General features: G+C 72.2%; 18 protein-coding genes. 7 read left to right on the top strand and 11 right to left on the bottom strand.

Annotated elements, in window-relative coordinates:
* Nucleotides 1–70: 70 nt before the first annotated feature.
* Nucleotides 71–1,885, bottom strand: coding sequence for a bifunctional metallophosphatase/5'-nucleotidase (locus OG841_RS25050; RefSeq protein ID WP_371566890.1), 1,815 nt, complete (start codon nt 1,883–1,885; stop codon nt 71–73).
* A 174-nt stretch (nt 1,886–2,059) separates the two neighbouring features.
* Here OG841_RS25050 and mshD point away from each other — a divergent pair, with 174 nt between their 5' ends.
* The gene (gene mshD / locus OG841_RS25045; protein WP_328639435.1) at nt 2,060–2,986 is read left to right on the top strand and encodes a mycothiol synthase; all 927 of its coding nucleotides are present in this window, start codon (nt 2,060–2,062) and stop codon (nt 2,984–2,986) included.
* Between the two features lie 32 nt (nt 2,987–3,018).
* Here mshD and OG841_RS25040 read toward each other — a convergent pair whose 3' ends face one another.
* From OG841_RS25040 to OG841_RS24995, 10 genes are all read right to left on the bottom strand, one after another.
* Nucleotides 3,019–5,532 carry a type VII secretion system-associated protein gene (locus tag OG841_RS25040; RefSeq protein ID WP_371566889.1) on the bottom strand — a complete coding sequence of 838 codons (2,514 nt, stop codon included), beginning with the start codon at nt 5,530–5,532 and terminating at the stop codon, nt 3,019–3,021.
* Nucleotides 5,529–5,942 carry a hypothetical protein gene (locus OG841_RS25035; RefSeq protein WP_328639437.1) on the bottom strand — a complete coding sequence of 138 codons (414 nt, stop codon included), beginning with the start codon at nt 5,940–5,942 and terminating at the stop codon, nt 5,529–5,531. Before OG841_RS25035 ends, OG841_RS25040 begins: the two co-directional genes overlap by 4 nt.
* Nucleotides 5,939–7,705 carry a putative T7SS-secreted protein gene (locus OG841_RS25030; protein WP_328639438.1) on the bottom strand — a complete coding sequence of 589 codons (1,767 nt, stop codon included), beginning with the start codon at nt 7,703–7,705 and terminating at the stop codon, nt 5,939–5,941. Before OG841_RS25030 ends, OG841_RS25035 begins: the two co-directional genes overlap by 4 nt.
* Nucleotides 7,705–8,313 carry a hypothetical protein gene (locus OG841_RS25025; RefSeq protein WP_328639439.1) on the bottom strand — a complete coding sequence of 203 codons (609 nt, stop codon included), beginning with the start codon at nt 8,311–8,313 and terminating at the stop codon, nt 7,705–7,707. Before OG841_RS25025 ends, OG841_RS25030 begins: the two co-directional genes overlap by 1 nt.
* Complete coding sequence (locus OG841_RS25020; RefSeq protein WP_328639440.1) at nt 8,310–8,873, bottom strand: hypothetical protein; 564 nt, start codon at nt 8,871–8,873, stop codon at nt 8,310–8,312. The genes OG841_RS25025 and OG841_RS25020 overlap by 4 nt, the downstream gene beginning before the upstream one ends.
* A gap of 453 nt (nt 8,874–9,326) precedes the next feature.
* Nucleotides 9,327–9,965, bottom strand: a complete 639-nt coding sequence (locus OG841_RS25015) for an ABC transporter (protein WP_365121926.1) — start codon at nt 9,963–9,965, stop codon at nt 9,327–9,329.
* 37 nt (nt 9,966–10,002) lie between these two features.
* Nucleotides 10,003–11,547: an ABC transporter permease gene (locus tag OG841_RS25010; protein ID WP_328639442.1), complete on the bottom strand. Its 1,545-nt coding sequence runs from the start codon at nt 11,545–11,547 to the stop codon at nt 10,003–10,005.
* A complete protein-coding gene (locus tag OG841_RS25005) occupies nt 11,544–12,413 on the bottom strand; it encodes an ABC transporter ATP-binding protein (protein ID WP_328639443.1) in 870 nt (289 codons plus the stop codon). The genes OG841_RS25010 and OG841_RS25005 overlap by 4 nt, the downstream gene beginning before the upstream one ends.
* A complete protein-coding gene (locus OG841_RS25000) occupies nt 12,410–13,237 on the bottom strand; it encodes a zf-HC2 domain-containing protein (RefSeq protein ID WP_365121923.1) in 828 nt (275 codons plus the stop codon). The genes OG841_RS25005 and OG841_RS25000 overlap by 4 nt, the downstream gene beginning before the upstream one ends.
* A 499-nt stretch (nt 13,238–13,736) precedes the next feature.
* Nucleotides 13,737–14,279 carry an RNA polymerase sigma factor gene (locus tag OG841_RS24995; RefSeq protein WP_266385236.1) on the bottom strand — a complete coding sequence of 181 codons (543 nt, stop codon included), beginning with the start codon at nt 14,277–14,279 and terminating at the stop codon, nt 13,737–13,739.
* A gap of 111 nt (nt 14,280–14,390) precedes the next feature.
* On the opposite strand from OG841_RS24995, the gene OG841_RS24990 reads away from it, so the two are divergent.
* The 6 genes from OG841_RS24990 (at nt 14,391) to OG841_RS24965 (ending at nt 20,997) form a co-directional block, all read left to right on the top strand.
* A complete protein-coding gene (locus OG841_RS24990) occupies nt 14,391–14,777 on the top strand; it encodes a GntR family transcriptional regulator (protein WP_266562917.1) in 387 nt (128 codons plus the stop codon).
* On the top strand, nt 14,774–15,688 hold the full coding sequence (locus OG841_RS24985; RefSeq protein WP_365121919.1) for an ABC transporter ATP-binding protein: 915 nt from the start codon (nt 14,774–14,776) through the stop codon (nt 15,686–15,688). Before OG841_RS24990 ends, OG841_RS24985 begins: the two co-directional genes overlap by 4 nt.
* On the top strand, nt 15,685–16,617 hold the full coding sequence (locus OG841_RS24980) for a hypothetical protein (protein ID WP_328639446.1): 933 nt from the start codon (nt 15,685–15,687) through the stop codon (nt 16,615–16,617). The genes OG841_RS24985 and OG841_RS24980 overlap by 4 nt, the downstream gene beginning before the upstream one ends.
* The gene (locus OG841_RS24975) at nt 16,614–17,441 is read left to right on the top strand and encodes a hypothetical protein (RefSeq protein WP_365121916.1); all 828 of its coding nucleotides are present in this window, start codon (nt 16,614–16,616) and stop codon (nt 17,439–17,441) included. Before OG841_RS24980 ends, OG841_RS24975 begins: the two co-directional genes overlap by 4 nt.
* A gap of 276 nt (nt 17,442–17,717) precedes the next feature.
* Nucleotides 17,718–19,952 carry an RNA degradosome polyphosphate kinase gene (locus OG841_RS24970; protein WP_328639448.1) on the top strand — a complete coding sequence of 745 codons (2,235 nt, stop codon included), beginning with the start codon at nt 17,718–17,720 and terminating at the stop codon, nt 19,950–19,952.
* On the top strand, nt 19,933–20,997 hold the full coding sequence (locus OG841_RS24965; protein ID WP_328639449.1) for a CHAD domain-containing protein: 1,065 nt from the start codon (nt 19,933–19,935) through the stop codon (nt 20,995–20,997). The genes OG841_RS24970 and OG841_RS24965 overlap by 20 nt, the downstream gene beginning before the upstream one ends.
* Nucleotides 20,998–20,999: the final 2 nt, after the last annotated feature.

The following is a 20,999-nucleotide window of genomic DNA, read 5'->3' as shown; positions in this document are numbered from 1 at the left end:
CGATCCATCCGATCATGCGTACGCCCCCCACCCGCAACCCGCTCCGGGCCTGTGCGACTCAGCTCACGATCTACTGCACGACCGTGATCCGGTTCGCGGCCGGCGGCGCGATCGGGCTGCTCGCCGACGAGTTGGCCGTCAGGTACTCCACGAGAGCGGCGAGGTCGTCGCCGCCGACGAGGTCGTTCGTGCCCTGGCCCAGCGTGGTGAAGCCGTCGCCGCCGCCCGCGAGGAAGCTGTTGGTCGCGACGCGGTAGGTGGCCGCCGGGTCGATGGCCGTGCCGTTCAGCCTCACGGAGTCGACGACGATCCGGTCCGCGCCGCTCTTCGTCAGGTCGAGCGTGTAGGTGAGGTTCGCCGACGGCAGCAGGACCTTGGGCGAGGCCGCGTTGCCGCCGCTCACCTGCTCCTGAAGCACCTTGATCAGCTGGGCCCCGGTGAAGTCCTGGAGGTTCACGGTGTTGGAGAAGGGCTGCACGGTGAAGCCCTCGGCGTACGTCACCACTCCGTCGCCCTCGGTCCCCTTGGCCGCGTAGGTCAGACCCGCCCGGACACCGCCCGGGTTCATCAGCGCGAGGTCGGTCCCGGGGTCGAGCTCCTTGCCGTACGCGAGTTGCGCGTCGGCGATCAGGTCACCCATCGGCGACTCGGTGCCGGTGCTCGGGATGTCGGCCGAGATGTAGCCGACCGCGCGGTTGCCGATGGGCGCCGCGAGGGTGTTCCACTTGCCGATCAGCTGGGTCATGTCGGGCGCCTTGGCGACGGTCCGGGTGACCACGTGGTTCGCCGACTTCACGGCCGTACGGGCGATGTCACCGGTGAACCGGTCGTACGTCAGCGTCGTGTCCGTGTAGAGCCGGCCGAAGGAGGCGGCCGAGGTGACCATACGGGGCTTGCCCGACGGGTCGGGGATCGTGCACACGTACGCGGCGTGCGTGTGGCCGGTGACCAGGGCGTCCACCGAGGGCGAGATGTTCTTGGCGATGTCGACGATCGGGCCGGAGATGCCGTCACCGGCGCCCGGGGAGTCACAGTTGTAGTTGTACGAGCCCGAGGCCGGCTGCCCGCCCTCGTGGATGAGGGCCACGATCGACTTGACGCCCTGCTTCTGCAGCACCTTGGCGTACTTGTTGATCGTCTCGACCTCGTCCTTGAACTTCAGGCCCTTGACGCCCTCGGCGGAGACGACACCGGGGGTGTCCTCCAGGGTGACGCCGATGAAGCCGACCTTGACGTCCTTCTTCTTCCACACCCAGTACGGCTTGAGGATCGGCTTGCCGGTCTTCTCGTCCAGGACGTTCGCGGCGAGGTAGGGGAAGTCGGCGCCCTTGAACTTCTTGTCGGTGTAGCAGCCGGCGGTGGGGTGACAGCCGCCGTTCTGGAGACGGGCCAGTTCCTTGGCACCCTCGTCGAACTCGTGGTTGCCGACGGACGTGACGTCCAGGTCGAGCTTGTTCAGCGCCTCGATGGTGGGCTCGTCGTGGAAGAGACCCGAGATCAGCGGAGACGCGCCGACCATGTCACCACCGGCGGCGGTGACGGAGTACGCGTTCCCCTTGCGCGCCTCGCGCAGATGGGTGGCGAGGTACTCGACACCACCGGCGTCGATCGTCTTGGTGGTCCCGTCCGCCTGGAGCTCGGTGACCCGGCCGGAGGAGCCGGACGGCGGCTCCAGGTTGCCGTGCAGGTCGTTGAAGGACAGCAGCTGGACGTCCTGGTAGCGGCTCGGCAGCGGCTTGCCGTGCTTGTTGTCGTGCGCGCCCGCGGGCAGCGCGGCGGCGAGGGCGCCGACGGTGGCGAGACCGGCGGCTGCGGCGACCAGACGGTACGTACGACGTCTGCGACGACCGGCGTCCGACTGGTGCGGCTGGGATATGGCTGGCATACGCCCCCCTGAGCTTCTGCTGAATCCGGTGGTTCCGGTGATTCCGGATGAGGAAGTGCCCCCGTCCCGGCGCAGCCTAGGGTCAACGCGCGTAGCGCGACAGAGGTTTCGTGGTTACATCCTGGTTGCTTCTTTGCCGCCGCTTTGCCCGTACCTCCCCTTACCCTCGTAGCCATGACCAGCGACGACATCGGACGCCCCGGCATCTCCCGTTCCATCGAGACCCTTTCGGCGCTCTCGCCGGAACAGACCGAGGCGGTCCTCGGGCTCCTCGCCGAGGCCGCGCACGACGACGGCCAGCAGGCGGTGTCCGAACAGGGCAGGTTGCAGCTGCGCGGCGGCGCCCGCGAGGGCGTGTCCCATCTGCTGCTCCAGGTCGGTGACGAACTGGTCGGCTACGCCCAGCTGGAGGACACCGACCCGGTGGAGGCCCCGGCCGCGGAGCTGGTCGTCCATCCGGCGCATCGCGGCCACGGCCACGGCCGTGCCCTGGGCTCGGCTTTGCTGGCCGCCTCCGGCAAGCGGCTGCGGGTGTGGGCGCACGGCGGCCACAGCGCCGCCCGCCATCTCGCCCAGGTCCTCGGCCTCACGCTGTTCCGTGAGCTACGGCAGATGCGGCGTCCCCTGACCGGCCTGGAGCTGCCCGACCCGGTGCTCCCGGCGGATGTGACGGTCCGTGCCTTCATCCCCGGTGAGGACGACGCCGCCTGGCTCGCGGTGAACGCGGCCGCCTTCGCCCACCACCCCGAACAGGGCTCCCTGACCCAGCGCGACCTCGACGACCGCAAGGCCCAGTCCTGGTTCGACCCCGAGGGCTTCTTCCTGGCCTTCCGCGACGGCGAACTGGTCGGCTTCCACTGGACCAAGGTGCACGCGGCCGAACAGCTCGGCGAGGTCTACGTCCTGGGCGTCCGCCCCGGCACCCAGGGCGGCGGCCTCGGCAAGGCCCTCACCACGATCGGCCTGAGCCACCTCGCCGCCCAGGGTCTGCCGACGGCGATGCTGTACGTCGACGCCGACAACAAGGCGGCGGTGTCGGTCTACGAACGGCTCGGCTTCACGACGTACGAGACCGACCTGATGTACCGCACGGAGACGTGACGAGTCGGACCTGCGGCTGATGGCACGGGGAGTCAGCCGGCAGCGCTTTGGGCCTCACGCCAGGCCGGCAGGAGCTTGTCGAGGAGCGCCTCGGTGCGGGGAGGGAGGCCGCGAGCGCCGCCACTGAGCTCGTGATGGCGGGCGACGAGCGCTGCTGCCGTCGATTCGAGCCGGGCCGTGTCGCCCGTGGCGTGCACGGCGCGTAGGAGTTCGTTCCAGAGTCGCTCGTCCGCCGGTGCGTTGGTCAAGACCGTGTCGAGGGCGTCGAGCGCCGGTGCCGGGTTGCCGGCCTCCAGGTGGTGGCCCGACAGGGCCAGTGCCACGTCTGCCACCAGCAGGGGCAGCTGAGTCTCCACGACCTCGTGGGAGAGCCAGGTGTAGCGGCCCTGCGGACGGTCGGCCAGCAGGGGGCCGCGGGCCAGTGCCAGGGCGTCGTCGAGCAGGCGCTCCCGTATCCGGGCGTTGCCCGATCCGCTGCCCGCGGTGGCCTCGTGGTGGAGCGTGCGCAGCACGTCGAGGTCGCAGACGACGGAGGACGCGAGGGTCAGCCGCCCGGTGGTGCCGATGCCGAGCCGTGGGCTTCCGTCGGAATCGGTTCCCAGCCAGGTTCGCAGGCGTGCGATGAAGGCGTCACGGACGTCATCGGTCACGCCACGGGGCCACAGACCGGAGGCCAGAACCGGCGGGTGCACTCCCTCGCGGTGGAGCAGGAGCATGGCCAGGGCCTCGTGGAGCAGCGGGCCGTGCTCGGTGTCGGGTGTGTCGAGGCCGATGATCTCGTAGGTGCCGACCAGCCGTGCGTACACGGCGGGTTGGCCGCTGGGGGTGAGGTCGACCCGGAACGGCGGGGGGCCGGGGTCCGGGGCGCGGTCGGCGTCGGACACGGCGTCGGCGAAGAGCCGGACCACGGCCTCGTACTGGTCCTGGGGCAGGAGCTGTGCCTGGAGGTCCAGACCGAGCGGTGGGGCGAGGAGGCGTCCGTCGGAGGTGGCTTCGAGTTCCCAGGAGGTGCCCGGCAGGCCCTTGTCGCCGGTGGCGGCCAGGTATCCGATGCCCAGTCGGCCGGAGTCCGCGGCGAGTTCGGCGAGTTTCGCCGTCTGGTCCTTGCTCGGCCGGGCGGCGAGCAGAACCAGGTGGGGTGCCCATGAGGTGTCCCGGGACAGGCCGGTGCGCCCGGTGAGTACCGAGTCGTGCCCTGCCATGGCGAGGGCATCGCGTCGCCGGCCGGTCTCGGCCGCCATGTCTTCCAGCAGTTCGTCGATGTCGTCGACCTGGCGGACCCGGGTGGGGGCCAGCTCGGCGAGTTCCGCGCCGTGGCCCACGAGGGTGAGGGTCATCCGGTCCGCCCAGCCGCTGGTGGCGAGTTCCGCGGCGACCGAGGCGAGGACTGCCGTCCGGTCCGCCTGAGCGCCGGTCAGCGAGACGAGTCCGGGCAGGGCTTCGAGGTTCAGCAGCAGCCGCGCACGGCCGCGGGTGCCGAGGCTGACCAGGCCGGGGTAGGGGGCGGCAGCGCCGGTGTCCGTTTCGTGCGCCGGGACGTCGGCCAGGTGGATTCGCCAGAACGTGTCGTTCTGGCCGGGCTGCCACGGCGCCGGGGGCTGCTGCGCCGGCTGAGCGAGCTGGAGGTTGAGCTCGCTGTCGGTGAGCCAGGCGGCGTGGACGGTCGGCAGGCTGCGGGATTCCGCGGTCAGAGCGGCCGTCAGTCCCCGCAGGGCACGGTCGAGATCGCGTACGGCCTGCGGGTCGGCGTCGACGAGCAGCGCATCCTGGGTATCGGCGGCGGCACCCGTCGGCTGGGCAGGCTCCGGGGTGCGGTGGCCCTCGGCGCTCATCGCGGACTCCCACAGGGCCGTACGGCGTCGGCGGCCGAGCGCCGCGAGCAGACCGGCGGCGAGCAGCGGCGCACCCACGGGGGCCTGGGCGAGGCCGGGGGACGAGGTGGAGGACGACGGTGTGGGAGACGACGAGCCGGGGCCTGCGTTCTGCGCACCGGCTCCGTTCCCGGCCTCGGCCGGGATGGTCAGGCTGATGCGGTGTCCGGGGTTGAGTTTGACCGGGAGGCCGGCTGCCGCGACGAAGTGGCCGGTGGCCTGCCGCCACTGCTGCCAGGCGTCGGGGGTGTGGTCGGGGTAGGTGAAGGCCGGGATGTAGCGGCTGCCGTCGTCGTCGGCCACCGTGTAGAGCCCGTCCTGCCCGTCCTGGGCGAACAGGATGAGCGTGGCGTCGCGGAAGGCCGCGAGTAGTTCCGCCTCACTGCCGTAGCCGGTGACGGCTCGCTGCACGGCGGCGTCCAGGGCGGTGAGCGGAGCGGGGAACTCCAGCGCGACCGGCGACGGGCGGTACTTCGGGTTGTGCGTGAAGGAGACGAGCTGCCCGGAGTGGTCGACGGACCACCCGCCGACGATGCCGTACGGGGGAACCGCACCGGCGGGGTCGAAGTACGGGTCGATCGCGTACACGTAGCCGCCGCGCTGCCGGGCGGCCTGGGCGCGCAGGGCCGGGGTGACCGGAGGGACGGCGGGCGCGGAGCCGGTCGAAGCGGTCACGGGGACGGAGTCCACTCCTTCTCGAAGGCGATCTGCTCGGCGATGGTGGCCAGCGCCTCACGGGGGGCGGGATCGAAGGTCAGGATGCGATCGGCGTTGGTGAGTTGCGTGAACGGAGTGAGGCGGTACACCTGGAAACCGCCCATGCCACGGCACATCCCGGAAGCCCAGGTGTCGCGTCGGGAGCCGTTGACGCCCAGGAGCCATCCCTGGGGTTCGAGCTGCTCGCGGACACGCATGAGCGCCTCGAAGCAGTCACCCGCTCTGCCGGAGACCTGCCCCCAAGGGCCCTCGGCGGTCACGGTGTAGTCGTGGTCGCGGTCGTCGCCCTCCCAGCGCAGGACGGCGTCGGCTTGCCGGTCACCGTTGAAGGCGAGGACCTCGAAGCGGTCAGGAATGAGACGACTCATCGGGTCCATCCTTGGGGCAGTTGGCCGGCGGGCGGTGATTCTGGGCTGGGAGCGGCGGGAGTTCGGGGGACGTGCGGCTCGTAGTGGGGGTTCGGCATCCATTCTCCCTTGGCCCCGTCGGGGAGGATCTCCCAGGCTCCCTTGATGTGCTTGCGGTCGATGCCCCCGGCGAAGGCGATCTCCTGCTCACCTTGGTACTTGTTGTTCGGCAGGGTCTGGTTGACGTCGATGCCGCCGGGGGCGTCGACCTCGTACCGGTATTTGGCCACCCAGTTGGCATCCGCGTCCCTGGTGGTGCCCACGAAGGCCGACGCGTGGTTGCCCTCCACGTAACCGAACAGGTCTGTGTTGGACGAGTTCCGTGGATGGAATCCCTGATCGAAGATCTCGTCGGGATGACGGTTGTCGTTGCGGTACAGCGGTTCGTGGTCCTCGCGCCACACCGGCTTGTCGCTCATGCCGTCGATGTCGATGTTCTTGTCGACGGCCGCGGGAAGGCTGCGCGGATCGTCCGGGTCCAGCTTCCCGACCGCCTCGGTGGCGTCGTCGACGTGCTTGACGGCTCCGGCGGCGTCCTCGGTGAGGCTCTGGCCGACGGTCTTGGCCGTGTCCTTGGCGACCGCGCCCTCCGCGCTGTGGGCGACCGACCTGGCGCCGATCTTGCCCGCGGCGCCTCCGCCGCCGATGAAGTTGGTCGCGAAGGCGCCCATGGCCTGGTTGCGGTCGGTGCTCCAGCCTTCGCCGACAAGACCCTTGACCAGCTCGGTGGGGTGGTTGGCGGTGTGCACCAGGCCGCGGGCGACGCCGGTGAGGTTGGTGGTGTAGTCGGCCGGATGGGTCAGGTTGTAGGGGTCCAGGGGGTTGACCGTGCGGGCCAGGCGCAGCATCGAGGTGCCGGTCTTGAGGGCGCCGCCCAGCTGGTGCTCGGCTCCGACCAGCTGGTTCTTCAGCGTGTTACCGAGTTCGCGCTTGAGGCGGTCCAGGCCCTCAGGCTCGGCGGGGGCCCGGTCGGTGCCGCGGGCGAGCTTCTCGGCCAGCTGGGCGCCCGAACTGTCGCGCTCGCCGCGGGCCGTCTTGAGCAGGTGTTCCGCCGACTTGCGTCCCTCGGCCCCGGGGTCCTGGAACGGCCCCGGCTCCTGCGGAGGTCGCTGCCCGTCCTCGGTGCCGGACAGGCCCGCCACCTGGAACGCGAGGGCCCGCTGGGTGTAGTCGTCGACCTCGCGCCGGTACTGCTCCGAGGCGGCCTCGGTCCGCTGCCGGGCCTGCTTCCACTGCTCGACCGCCTCGCGGGCCTGCTTGCGCGCCCACTCGACGGCGTGGGCGTACTGGTCCATCGCGGTGGCCGCGTCCTCGAACGCGTCGGCGGCCTTCAGCCAGCGCCTGGGATGGGTCTGCACCTTCTCGCGAAAGCGGTCGGCGGCCTGTCCGTGCCAGTCCGCGGGGTCCATCTTCCGCAGCGCCAGGCCGGTCCGTTCAAAGGCAGCGCCCAACTTCCTCAACTGCGCCGCCGACTCACGGATTGCGCTCGCGTCCCCGTGCACCAGCAGGGCCGGGTCGTCGGTCTCGTCCAGCTCCAGCTCGCGGGTGCGGGCTCCCAGTTGGTCGGCCACCCAGGAGCCGGCTCCGTCGGCCTTGTCCGCCCAGCCGTGTGCGCCGGCCGCGTCGAGCAGCTCCGACGTGCCGTGGGTGACGGTCTGCACCCCGTCGGCGAAGGTGTCGCGCAGGCCCTGGGTGGCGCCGTCCAGATCGTCGAGGAAGCCCATCACTTCCCCTTCGCCGCGACGCCGGAGTCCTGCCCGTCGTCGTCACCGCCGAAGGCCATGGAACCGGCGGCCTTCACCACCCCGATCTCGCTTCCGGCATAGCCGGTCCGGGTGACGTCGGTCCAGGTGGCGGAGAGGTTCTTCCGGCTCTCCTCGGAAGCGTCCTCGAAACTGGCCATGGAGTAGTCGGGGCGGTAGGTGTCCCCGGCCTTGTCCCCCACCTGGCTCCAGGACATCTTCTCCGCGTCCTGCGAGGTCAGCGCCGGGTCGGCGGTCGCGGACAGCGCAACGTCCTTGAGGACGCCCATGCCGTACTCCTCCGCCTCGTGGTAGTAGCCGGCGTTCAGATCCAGCGTCCCGGCCACCTCGTTGCCCTCGTCCAGGAGCGCCTGGACCTCCCAGCCCCAGCGCTCGGCGAAGTCGTCCAGCCTCTGGGAGGCGGCGGAGTGGCCCATCGCGTTCGGGGACACGGACAGATCGGAGAAGCCCTGACCCGTGGTCGCCCCCGTCGCGTCCGTGATCTTCTTCAGCTCGTCCAGCGCATCGTTGATGCCTTTGGACACCTGCTTCAGGATCTGCGGGTCGACCCCGTAACCACCACCACTCACCGCGCGACAACCTCCCCATCGGTGACGGACTGCTTGTCGAGCGCGATCCCGTCCGGCACGATCCCGGACACCGGTGGCAGGAAGGCGCGCGATGCGGAGGACACATCCACCACGACCCCCATCGGGACCCGGTCCCGCCCCACCCAGGCGGGAAGCAGCTCGTGCAGCAGCTCCTCACCGTTCACGGCGACGTAGCGTGCGTACCGGGCCAGTTCGGCGGGCAGCTCGCCGGGCTCCGCGGCCTCCCACTTCTGCTGCAGGAAGGTGTGCATCTCGCGGGTGCCGGTGAACGCGAACAACCAGCGGATGTCACCCGAATCCGCAGTCCACACGGCACCCTCACCGAGCAGGGGAAGCAGAAGCTCCGCGCCCCGCACCGCCTCGACCAGGGCCCGCGAATCCCCTTCACCGCGCAGGAACGCGCCCATCTGCGCCCGAAGTTCGGCCGTCCCTGTCGACGGCTTCCCGCCTCCGCCCATCCGGCTGCGCACCCCGTTCGCCTCGACCTGTCGCGACTTCAGCGCACACCAGGCCTCGGCATGACAGCAGCCCCACGGCATGAGCAGGAAAAGCCTAGCCCGGCAACTGCGGCACCAGTGAAGGGGGACCTCACCCGCCTTCCAGCCGGCGACACCTTGAACCGGATGCCGTGAGTCGAACCGGATGTCGTGAAATCCTCGCCTCTTCGGAGCAGAAGCGTAGACCGCTGAGCCTGGCGAGGCACCTGGCGCCCCGCCCGGGCGGACGGGGTGGACGGGGTCGCGGTCTGGACGGACCCGGCAGGCGGGCCGTGGTCCTGCCCGGTGGGGCGCTACGGCGACACCGCCAGGTCAGCACGCATGCAGGCGTGACCTGAGCCCGCGCGACGGCTCCACCGCGCAGGCCGCTCCCAACAGGACCGCGCCCCCGGCCACCGCGGGTGTGCCACATCCCAGCCGGGGTCCCCCACCAGGACGAACCGGCCCCAGCCGCCGTGGTCCTCCCCCGTGGGAGCGTACGGCGACACCGCAGGGTCAGGACGACGCCAGCCGGGACCTGAGACCCCGCAACGGCTCCACCGCGCAGGCCGCTCCCAGCAAAACCCCGCCCACCAGCACCACGGCCCACCGCACATGTGCCGCCGCCCAGCCGGGGTCCCCCACCAGGACGAACAGGTCCCAGCGGGTCGGGAGCAGGTGGGGGGCCAGGAGGGCGAGGGTCAGCAGGCCCGCCGCCACCGACGGGCCGGGCCGGGGCTCGTCGGTGAAGCGGACGGCGACCGCCGCGGCGGCCAGGGCGACGGCGGCCGTCGCCGCGGCCTCCAGGGTGACCGCGCCGACGGGGGGTCGGACATGTGCCGGCAGGAGGCTCAGTGCGGCCGTCCACCACAGCGCGGCGACCGGCACCACCAGCGCGACCCGCAGTCCCGTCCGGACCCAACGCCGGGTGGGGACGGGGGTGGTGAGCTCCCGGGCCGGATCGTCCAGGAGGAAGGTCAGACCCAGGGCGAAGACGAGCGCGGACGCCCGGAGGAGGGCGAGAGCGAGCCACGCGTCGAGCGTCCCGGACAGCAGCCGCGGCAGAGCGGCCACCAGCAGCCCCACGACCGCGCCGGTACCGACCGCCCGCCACGGCAGGGTCCGCGCCACGGCCACCACCAGCGCCGAGTTCACACCTCGCGGGGTCTTTCTCCCCGGCCCGACACCCTCGTCACTCGTCCGCACAGTCCTTCGCCCCCTTCGGCACCTCGGTCCCCAGCGCCTTTGCCACCCGGGCCGTCGAGACCCCGGCCGCGGTCAGCTCGGTCCAGTGCCGCCTCACGGAAGCCGTCACCTCGCCGCGCGGGCGTTCCAGCAACTCCCGCAGGACATCGGTCTGTCCGGCCGTCATGGACAGCCCGCTGGTCGGGGCGAGGACGTACGCCGACCCGGTGACACTGTCGTCGAGGCGGACGTTCGCGAGGTCGGTCATCGGGTGGGAGGCTCCGCCCACCGCGAGCCACATCGTCGTGACCACCCGCCCGTCGCACAGCTCGCCGCCCTTCGACTCGTCACCGGCGACCAGCACGGAGGCGACGGCGACCGCGAACTCGGGGACCCGGTTGCCGCCCCAGCGCGTGCCGACCGTCACCTGGCCCGGCGCGGTGAGCGGATCGATCGCCCCGTCGCCGGTCAGTCCGTAACGGGCCTCGACCCGCTGCCGTACGACAAGGGGCTGCCGGGCGGCCGTGCCGCCGGCCAGCGACTGGACGCGGTCCACGACCCCCGCCCAGGTGCCCGCGCGGCCGGTCCACTCGGGGAAGGCGCAGTAAGTCGAGCCTCCGCGCTTCACGCACGTCTGGTCCCGCTGCGGGGACACCGTGGCCTGATCGCGGGCGGCGGCCAATTCCGCCGACACGCCCCCGGACTGGCCCACCGCGCCGGCCAGCGTCAGCGCGAGCGCGCCCGCCGCGCCCGCCTTCAGATACACCGTGCGCCCGCCGCTCGCCAGGACCGCGCAGAAGGCCAGGACCAGGACCAGCCCGGTCAGATACAGGGCGTGCCAGGCCGCGGGACGGCCGATGAGGTCCGAAGGCAGGACCGTGTTGCCGCCGTTCTCGCCCACGATCGGGGACAGCCAGCGCGACCACTCCGCGCCGCCGGTGCCCGCGGAGATGAACACGCTGAAGACGAAGAGTCCGACCACGCCGACCGGCACCGCGAACGTGGAGGGGACCAGCCGCGCGAGCAGCACTCCGAGCGCGCCGCACAGCAGCACGTACAGGGGGCCGACGGCCAGTTCGGCGAGTGAGCCGTGGCCCACCGCGCCCGGCCTGAGGGCCTGCCGGGTGAACTCGCCGAGCACGATCAGCGCGGTGACGGCGGCGAAGGGCACCACCGACAGCACATGCGCGACCGTTCGCCGCCACGGTTCCATGACCAGCACGTCGAACTGCCGGTCGGTACCGCGCCTGCGGGAGCGCAGTGTGCACCGGTTGACGCACACGAACAGGGCGATCCCGAACAGCAGGGGCCCGGTCTGGGTGGCGCGGTCGGCGTCCTGGAGGGCCGGGAAGGCGTCCATGCCCTCCTTCTCGTCGAACAGCGTCCAGGCGGTGTAGCCGACGTACAGCAGGAGCGTCGCCACCACCGGGACGTACCACAGCAGGTCGCGTGCCTCGAAGCGGGCGAGGGCGAACACGGCCGCCCAGGAGTGCCGCGGATCGTCCTCGTGCACGGCGGCGGACTCGGCCGCCGTCTCGGTCGCCAGGCTCATGCGGCCGCCACCTCCGGGTCCGTGCCCGCGTCGTCCAGGGTGAGCAGGTAGCCGTCCTCCAGGGTGGGTTCGACGAGGTCGGCGCCGGCGGGCGGATCGCCTACGTTGCGGAAGGAGCCGGTGCCGGTGCGCCAGCCCGCCTTCGCGTCCGGGGCGCGTTCCGTGCTGCTCCACACCCGGCCGGCGGCGCGGGCGGTCAGGTCGGCGGGGGTGCCCTCGAAGAGGATGCGGCCGCGGGCCATGACGAGGACGCGGTGGCAGAGCATCGCCACGTCCTCGGTCTGGTGGGTGGACAGGAGGACGGTCCGGCCCTCTCCGGCCTGGGCGATCAACTCCCGGAACCGCATGCGCTGTTCGGGGTCGAGTCCGACGGTCGGCTCGTCGAGGACGAGGAAGCCGGGGTCGCCGACGAGGGCGGCGGCCAGTGCGACCCGCTGGCGCATCCCGCCGGACAGCTTCTTGATGCGCTTCGCGCGTACGTCCCCGAGGTCGACCTCCTCCAGCACGCGCCGCACCTCGCGGTGGCGTGCGGTGCGGTCGGTGAGTTCCTTGAGGATCGCCACGTAGTCGACGAACTCGAAGGCGCTGAAGTCCGGGTGGAAACCCGGGGTCTGTGGCAGATAGCCGAGCGAGCGGCGGACCTGCTGACGGCCGCGCGAGGTGCCGGGGTCGTGGCCGAGGACGGTGAAGGAGCCCCGGTCGGCGGGCACGGCGGTGGCGAGCACCCGCAACAGGGTGGTCTTTCCGGCCCCGTTGGGCCCTAGCAGCCCGGTCACGCCCGGTGTCAGCCGCAGCGACACGTCATCGAGGGCGCGGGTGCCGCCGTAGCGGAGATGGAGCCCGGAGGCGGAGACGGCGGTGGTCATTCGGCGCTCCCGTTGAAGAGGTCGAAGCGGTCACGGAGGAGGAAGAGCAGCCCGGCGGCGAGCGCGGCGACGGTCCCGGCCACGCCCTGCCCGGCCGCGGTGAAGGGCGCCAGCGGATCGGCGGCCGTCTGCTGCGCGGCCTGCGCTGCCAGGAGTACGGCGACCCAGGCGCCGCCCACCAGGGACGGGGCCAGCACCGGGCCGAGCCGCGGGGTGAGCGCGAGGCCGGTCGCGGTGAGCGCGAGCGCGGGCAACAGCCAGGCGAGGGCGCGCAGGCCGTAGCCGGGCAGGGCGAGGGTGGCGAGCCCGTTGAGGCCGAGGCCCGCGACCAGCACGGCGAGCGTGCGGATCATCAGCAGCCGGAAGCCGTGGGTGGGCGCAACGACCGTCATCTCGTAGGTCGGGTCGAGCGCGGGACCGTAGGACAGGGCCACACCGGCCAGCGGAAGCAGCGGGGCGAGGGCGAGGAACAGGGTCGGCGACTCGGTCGTGTGCACCGCGCCGACGGTCGTCAGCAGCAGGAACACGACGGCCGCCAGCCAGGAGCGCCTGAGCACCGGCGTGGCCGCGAGCAGCCGCGCGGTGTGGTCGGCGATCCCGGCCCGGGTCAGCAGCGACTCGAGCCATCCCGGCCGGGGCGCGTCCAGCTCGGCGTCCAGCCGCTCCCACCCGGCGTCCAGGGCGACCGGGTCGCTCACGTCGGCGAGCAGCCCCCGGCACTCGGCGCAGGCCGCCAGGTGGGTGTCGGCGGACCAGAGCAGGGGGGCGGCCAACTCGCCCTGGGCATAAGCCCGCAGATCACCTTCGGCCACATGCCAACTCATGCCGCCACCTCCTTCACTCGCACCGGCGCGGAGCCGTGCACTCCGGACCCGGTCATCGTCCGCGGTACCGGGCCCCACGTCTCGGCCCCAGCCACCGCCCCCGGGCCCGGGCCCGGGCCCTGCACAACGACCCCAGGCGTCGCCTGCCGTCCCGAACTCTGCGACGCTCCGACCCCAGGCACCCTCCGCCGTCTCGGGCCCCACACTCCGGCCCCAGCCGTCTGCCGTCCCGGGACCCGCGCAGCGGCCCGCGCCATCGTCCGCGGTCCCAGGCCCTGCACAGCGGCCCCAGCCACCCTCCGCCGTACCGGAACCCGCACTCCGACCCCAGCCGTCTGCCGTCCCGGGACCCGCGCAGCGGCCCGCGCCATCGTCCGCGGTCCCAGGCCCTGCACAGCGGCCCCAGCCACCCTCCGCCGTACCGGAACCCGCACTCCGGCGCCAGACACCCTCCGTGGTCCCAGGCCCCGCGCAGCGGCCCGCAGTCGTTTGTTCGTGTTCACGTCAGTGCCTCCCTCAGCTGCTTGCGGGCCCGCATCGCCCGGGTCTTGACCGTGCCGGGCGGGATGCCCAGCAGGACGGCGGCCTCGCGGGTGGTCAGGCCGTCGATGACCGTCGCCTGCAGGACCGCCCGCAGCTCCGGTGACAGCCGGACGAGGGCACCCGCGAGGTCCCCGTGCTCCACCCCCGCGAGCACGCGCTCCTCCGCGGACGCCTCGTCCCGGTGCCGCAGGCGGGACAGGGCCTGCCTGAGCCGCCCCCGCGCCCCGTCACCGCGCAGCGCGTCGATCAGCCGGCGGGAGCCGATCCGCCACAGCCACCCGGCCACATCGCCTTCCTCGCGGTAGCGCGCGGTCCCCCGCCACACCGCGAGGAACGTCTCCTGCACGACGTCGTCGACCAGGGCCGCGTCCGCACACCGCCCCCGCAGCCGCGCGAGCAGCCAGGGCGCGTACCGCCGGTACAGCTCCTCGAAGGCACGCCGGTCCCCGTCCGCCGCGATGGCCCGCAGCAGATCCCCGTCGCTTTCCGTTTCCCTCACGCCCCTTCATCGGACGACCCCCGCCGACCGGTTCACACCCGCACGCTTGACTTTCACGACCACCTTCCACCACCCTTTCACTACTCAATTAGTGAAAGGGTGGTTGTCCGCGTGGTCGAGTACCGCATCGACCGGCGCTCCGGCGTCGCCACCTACGTGCAGATCGTCCAGCAGACCAAGCAGGCCCTACGACTGGGCCTCCTCGAACCCGGCGACAGGCTCCCCACCGCCCGCGAGGTCGTGGAGGCCACCGCCATCAATCCGAACACCGTGCTCAAGGCATACCGCGAACTCGAGCGCGAGGGCCTGGTCGAGGCCCGCCGCGGCCTCGGCACCTTCGTCCGCAGGACCCTCGGCGCCCACACGGCCGACACACCCCTGCGCACCGAACTCGACGACTGGGCGAAGCGCGCCCGGTCCGCGGGCCTCGGCCGCGAGGACGTCGACGCGTTCTTCACCGCCGTACTCGATGAGCACTTCCCGAAGGGGGACCAGTGAGTTCCACCAGCACCACCCCGGCCTTCGCCCTGGAGGCGTCCGGCCTGGGCAAGCGGTACGGCAGGCGGGCCGCCGCCCTCGACGGCTGCTCCTTCCGGCTGCCCACCGGCCGCATCAGCGCACTGGTCGGCCCCAACGGCGCCGGAAAGTCCACCCTCCTCGCGATAGCCGCCGGCCTGCTGCGCCGCACCTCCGGCACGCTCACCGTCCTCGGCGGGGCGCCCGGCGAGACCCGCGACCGGATCGCCTACCTCGCCCAGAACAAGCCGCTCTACCCCCAGCTGACCATCGCCGAGACCCTGCGCATGGGCGCCGAGCTCAACCCGGCCCGCTGGGACGCCGCCCGCGCCGCCCGCATCGTCGAACAGGGCGACCTGGACCCGAAGTCCCGGATCCGCGGGCTCTCCGGCGGCCAGCGCACCCGGGTCGCGCTCGCCCTCGCCCTCGGCAAGCGGCCCGAGCTGATGCTCCTCGACGAGCCGATGGCCGACCTCGACCCGCTCGCCCGGCACGAGCTGATGGGCACCCTGATGGCGGACGCCGCCGAGCGCGGCACCAGCGTGCTGATGTCCTCGCACATCGTCGCCGAGCTCGCCGACGCCTGCGACCACCTGCTGCTCCTGGGCGGCGGCCGGGTCCGGCTCGGCGGCGGCATCGACGACCTGCTCGCCGCCCACACCCAGGTCACCGGCCGCGGCACACCCGCCGACCTGGCCCCGCACACCGTGATCGAGTCCCGTACCGCCGGCCGCGGTCTGACCGCCCTGATCCGCCGCGACGGCCCGGTCGGGGAGGGCTGGGCGACCGAGGAGCCCTCGCTGGAGGGACTGTTGCTCGCCCATCTCCGCGCGCCCGACGCCCCGGCCCTGCTCACCCCGGGCACCACGGCACCCGAGGCGGTGTCCGCATGAGCGCCGCCGCCGTCCTCGAAGCGCCCACTTCTTCGGCGCGCCCACCACGCGGCCTGATCCGCACCGTCCTGCGCCTGCACCGCGGCGCCCTGTGGATCTGGCTCGCCTTCGTGACCGCCACCGCGGGCTTCCTGCTCTGGCTCCTCGGCCCCGGTGCCGAGGCCGCACAGCGGAAACTCGCCGTCTACGGGTACTCCGGGCTGATCATGCCCGACAGCCCCGCGACCGAGTACAACGACCTCTTCTACTACCCCGACACTCTGCTCACCATGGCCTCCTTCGCCGTCGCCCTGTTCGCCGGCGGCCCGCTGATCGCCCGCGAACTGGAGAGCGGCACCGCACAGCTCGCCTGGACCCAGTCGGTCTCCCCGGCACGCTGGCTCGCCACCGCGCTCGCCGTCCCCGCGGCCTTCATCGTCCTCGGCACCACCCTGCTGACCGTCCTGTACCACCAGCTGTGGTCCGCCCACAGCGAGCTGCTCATCGCCGGCATCGGCCCCCGCTCCCTCTACTTCTCCCTCGGCCCGGCCACCGTCGCCGCCCCCCTGCTCGGTCTCACCCTCGGCGCCCTGATCGGCCTCACCGCCCGCCGCACCCTTCCCGCCCTCGCCTTCAGCGGGTTCGCGTACTTCCTGGTCTACGCCTTCCGCGGCAACCACTGGCCCTTCCAGGGCCGCTACCAGCAGCCCGAGCTCAGCTCGCGCAGCCGGGCGTTCACCTCCGCCGGCACCGAGATCCGCGACCCGGGCTGCTACGACGACAAGGCCTGCCTCGCGAAGCACGACGTCGTCCGGTTCACCCGCGAGTACCTGCCGTCCTCCGACTACTGGCCCCGCCAGCTCCTGGAGACCGGCGTCCTGCTCGCCCTCACCGCCGTGGCCGTCGCCGTCGCGTTCGGCCTCCTGCGCAGGCGGGCAGCCATCGGATGAGCACCCCGACCCTCCACCGGCAGGGGCTCACCCGGACCGTGCTGCGGCTGCACCGCACGGCCCTGGTGGTGTGGGGCGTCTTCGTCCTCGCCTGCGTCGGCTACCTGGTCTGGCTGACCGAGGTCACCGCCGACTCGGTCCACGCGACCCTGGCCGCCTGCCGCGACGACCGACCGGGCCTGTGCGGTATCGGGGCCTGGCGCGACTACACCGAGCCCATGGGCTGGACCAGTACGTTCATGTACTACAGCTTCTGGGCCGTGGCCGCCTGGGCGGGCGGCGCGCTGATCGGCCGTGAACTGGAATCGGGCACCGCGCGACTGGCATGGACGCAGTCCTGCACGCCCACCCGCTGGCTGGCCGTCAAGCTCGCCGTACCCGCCGTTCTGATCGTCCTCGCCGGCGCCGTGTTCGTCCCCGTCTACCGCTGGGCCTGGTCGGCGCACCGGGACCTGATGGGCGACGACTGGTCCTTCCCCGACGTGTTCGCCGCACGCGGCCCGGTCGTGGTGGCGTACGGCCTGTGCGCGCTGGCGGTCGGCACGCTCGCCGCGCTGCTGCTACGACGCTCCCTGCCCGCCCTCGCGGTCGCGGTCACGGTGATGATCGTGCTCAACCGGTGTGCCGAGCGGTACCGCGAGGACTTCTGGCCGACGGCGGGCAGCGGCAAGGCGTCCCCCGCCCTGTGGCAGACCCGGAGCGGTGGCTACCACCCCGCGTCCCATTTCTGGCCCCTGCACCTCGTCGAGACCGGCATCGTCCTCACCGTCACCGCGCTGGCGACCACCGCCGCCTTCCGGGTACTGCGCCGCCGTACCGCCTGAGAACGCCCCTGAACCGCATGTCCCCCGGCAGCGGGAAGGACGTGCGGTTCAGGTGTGCGGACGCTCGGGAGCCGTCCTCCGATATCCCGAACGCCATGTCGCCGTAACCATTGGTTCAGACGGGCTTGCGACCCTCACCGAATGAAGCCCGCCGTGCCAGAGCCTTCGCCGCCACCCGAGGGATCCGCGGGGAACGGGGACGCCCCGGTCGCCGTCGTGCTCCCGCTCGCCGCCTCCGACGCGCCCGTTTCGCGTCCGGCGCGGAAGAATGGGGTCATGAGCCAGTCGAACACCCAGGCAGAGGTCCAGCACGTGCAGCCCTCCGTGGGCTCCATAGCCGCGCACCGCCCGCACACCGTGTCGGCCACCGTTTCCGATCTGGAGCCAGACCTCGACGCCGATCTCGACGCGTACGAGGAGGTCCCGGTCGACGGGGCCGCCCAGCTCCCGCAGGGTCGTTTCCTCGACCGGGAGCGCAGCTGGCTCGCGTTCAACGAACGTGTCCTGGAACTCGCCGAGGACCCGAACACCCCCATGCTGGAGCGCGCGAACTTCCTCGCGATCTTCGCCAGCAACCTGGACGAGTTCTTCATGGTCCGGGTGGCCGGACTGAAGCGCCGTATCGCCACCGGCGTCGCCACCCGCTCCGCCTCCGGCCTCCAGCCGCGCGAGGTCCTGGAGATGATCTGGGCCCGCTCCCGCGAGCTGATGGCCCGGCACGCCGCCTGCTACCACGAGGACGTCGCTCCCGCCCTGGCCGAGGAGGGCATCCACCTGGTCCGCTGGAGCGAACTCCAGGAGAAGGAGCAGGCCCGCCTCTTCACCCTGTTCCGCCACCAGATCTTCCCGGTCCTGACCCCCCTCGCGGTCGACCCGGCGCACCCCTTCCCGTACATCTCCGGCCTGTCGCTGAACCTGGCCGTGATCGTGCGCAACCCGGTCAACGGCAAGCGCCACTTCGCCCGGGTCAAGGTCCCGCCGCTGCTGTCCCGCTTCCTGGAGTCCTCCCCCGGCCGCTACGTCCCCATCGAGGACGTCATCGCGGCCCACCTGGAGGAGCTGTTCCCGGGCATGGAGGTGCTGGAGCACCACACCTTCCGGGTCACCCGCAACGAGGACCTGGAGGTCGAGGAGGACGACGCCGAGAACCTTCTCCAGGCCCTGGAGAGGGAACTCATGCGGCGCCGCTTCGGCCCGCCGGTGCGTCTGGAGGTCGAGGAGTCCATCGACCGCGAGGTCCTCGACCTGCTGGTGCGCGAGCTGAAGATCTCCGAGGCGGAGGTCTACCCGCTCCCCGGCCCTCTCGACCTCACCGGCCTCTTCCGCATCGCGGGCCTCGACCGCCCCGAGCTGAAGTACCGCAAGTTCGTCGCCGGTGTCCACCGCGACCTGGCGGAGGTCGAGTCGGCGTCCGCGCCCGACATCTTCGCGTCCCTGCGCGCCCGCGACGTCCTGCTGCACCACCCCTACGACTCCTTCTCGACCTCGGTGCAGGCCTTCCTCCAGCAGGCGGCCGACGACCCGGACGTCCTCGCCATCAAGCAGACCCTGTACCGCACTTCTGGCGACTCCCCGATCGTCGACGCCCTCATCGACGCCGCCGAGGCCGGCAAGCAGGTCCTCGTCCTGGTCGAGATCAAGGCCCGCTTCGACGAGCACGCCAACATCAAGTGGGCGCGCAAGCTGGAGGAGGCGGGCTGCCATGTCGTCTACGGCCTGGTCGGCCTGAAGACCCACTGCAAGCTGTCCCTGGTGGTCCGTCAGGAGGGCGACACGCTACGGCGGTACAGCCACGTCGGCACCGGCAACTACCACCCGAAGACCGCGCGCCTCTACGAGGACCTGGGCCTGCTCACCGCCGACCCGCAGGTGGGCGCGGACCTCTCCGACCTCTTCAACCGGCTGTCCGGCTACTCCCGTCGCGAGACCTACCGCCGCCTCCTCGTGGCGCCCAAGTCCCTTCGCGACGGCCTCATTTCCCGCGTGAACAAGGAAGTCCAGCACCACCGCGCAGGGCGTCCCGCCTTCATCCGCATCAAGGTCAACTCCATGGTGGACGAGGCGCTCATCGACTCGCTCTACCGCGCGTCCCAGGCGGGTGTGCCGGTCGACGTCTGGGTGCGCGGCATCTGCGCGATCCGCCCCGGCGTCGCCGGCATGTCCGAGAACATCCGGGTCCGCTCGATCCTCGGCCGGTTCCTCGAACACTCCCGGGTCTTCGGCTTCGGCAACGGCGGCGAGCCCGAGGTGTGGATCGGCAGCGCCGACATGATGCACCGCAACCTCGACCGCCGGATAGAGGCCCTGGTCCGGGTCACCGACCCGGCCCACCGGGCGGCCCTCAACCGGCTGCTGGAGACCGGCATGTCCGACACCACCGCGTCCTGGCATCTCGGCCCGGACGGCGAGTGGACCCGGCACGCCACGGATGCGGACGGCCAGCCCCTGCGCAACGTCCAGGAGATGCTCATAGACGCCCGGAGGCGCCGGCGTGGCACAGCAACACCTTGAACCGACGGATCCCCTGGCCGGGCACGTCGGGACCACCGGGGACGCCCTCGCGGGCTACCTGCGGTCCCAGGCCACGGAATTCCTCCGCGCCCTGCGCCAGCACCGGGAGTCCGGCGGTGCCTCGGCGGCGGGCGCGGAGGACCCCGTCGACGCAGCCCGGGCCCTGCGCCGCTCGGTCCGCCGCATCAGCTCCAGCCTCCACACCTTCCGCCCGCTCCTGGACCCCGACTGGTCGGAGGCCCTCCGCCCCGAACTGGCCTGGCTGTCAGGGACCTTGGGCATGGAGCACGCGTACGAGTCCCGTCTGGAACGCCTGCTGCTGGCCCTGCACAGGCTGTCGGGCGCGGTGTTCCCGGCGCAGCCGGCGAGTGCGGCGGTGGGCACCGCCGGCTCCCCCACCCACCCGGTGCCCGCCCCGGACCGCGGCAACCTGACCGTGGGCGCCGCGAAAGCGGGCGCCCTCCTCGACCGCCAGCTCACCCTCGCCCGCACCCGAGCCCACAGCACCGCCCTCCAGGCCCTCGGCTCCTCCCGCTTCCACGCGGTCGCCGACAACATCGCCGTACTGGCGAGCGAAGTCCCCCTGACGAAAACGGCCGTCACCACCGACCTCCACCCCATGGCCACCGCGGCACAGGAACGCCTCCAGGACGCGGTGACCGCCCTCCCCCTGATCACCGCGGGCCATCCGTACAACGCCGAGGCCCTCATCCACGGTCTCTCCCCGGACCCCTCCCCCCACCCCCAGGACGCCCCCTGGCACCAGGTCCGCCTCCTCCTTCGCCTGCACCGATACGCGCGGGAGGTCCTCTGCGGCACCAACCCCCCGGTGGAGCTACGGCTCCTGACGGCAGGTGAGGCCCTGGACCGCCACCGGGACGCCTCTGAGGCCGCGGCCGCCGCCGCGGCGGCGGCCCGCACCCCCCGCATCGCCCCGGCCACCGCCTACGCCCTCGGCGTTCTGCACGCCGACCAGCGCCACGAGGTGGAGGCGGCCCGGTTCGCGTTCCAGCAGTGCTGGCAGAAACAGGCCGTCAGCACCTGAAG

Source organism: Streptomyces canus, assembly GCF_041435015.1.
GTDB lineage: Bacteria > Actinomycetota > Actinomycetes > Streptomycetales > Streptomycetaceae > Streptomyces > Streptomyces canus_G.
This window is presented reverse-complemented; position numbering and strand designations above follow the sequence as displayed.

Bases quoted from the DNA above. Each gene is read 5' to 3' on its own strand.
- OG841_RS24975 (WP_365121916.1), top strand. From the start codon at position 16,614: ATGAGCACCCCGACCCTCCACCGGCAGGGGCTCACCCGGACCGTGCTG.
- OG841_RS25020 (WP_328639440.1), bottom strand. From the start codon at position 8,873: ATGCCGTGGGGCTGCTGTCATGCCGAGGCCTGGTGTGCGCTGAAGTCG.
- OG841_RS25010 (WP_328639442.1), bottom strand. From the start codon at position 11,547: ATGAGCCTGGCGACCGAGACGGCGGCCGAGTCCGCCGCCGTGCACGAG.
- OG841_RS25030 (WP_328639438.1), bottom strand. From the start codon at position 7,705: ATGGGCTTCCTCGACGATCTGGACGGCGCCACCCAGGGCCTGCGCGAC.
- OG841_RS25050 (WP_371566890.1), bottom strand. From the start codon at position 1,885: ATGCCAGCCATATCCCAGCCGCACCAGTCGGACGCCGGTCGTCGCAGA.
- mshD (WP_328639435.1), top strand. From the start codon at position 2,060: ATGACCAGCGACGACATCGGACGCCCCGGCATCTCCCGTTCCATCGAG.
- OG841_RS24970 (WP_328639448.1), top strand. From the start codon at position 17,718: ATGAGCCAGTCGAACACCCAGGCAGAGGTCCAGCACGTGCAGCCCTCC.
- OG841_RS25035 (WP_328639437.1), bottom strand. From the start codon at position 5,942: ATGAGTCGTCTCATTCCTGACCGCTTCGAGGTCCTCGCCTTCAACGGT.
- OG841_RS25000 (WP_365121923.1), bottom strand. From the start codon at position 13,237: ATGAGTTGGCATGTGGCCGAAGGTGATCTGCGGGCTTATGCCCAGGGC.
- OG841_RS25005 (WP_328639443.1), bottom strand. From the start codon at position 12,413: ATGACCACCGCCGTCTCCGCCTCCGGGCTCCATCTCCGCTACGGCGGC.
- OG841_RS24980 (WP_328639446.1), top strand. From the start codon at position 15,685: ATGAGCGCCGCCGCCGTCCTCGAAGCGCCCACTTCTTCGGCGCGCCCA.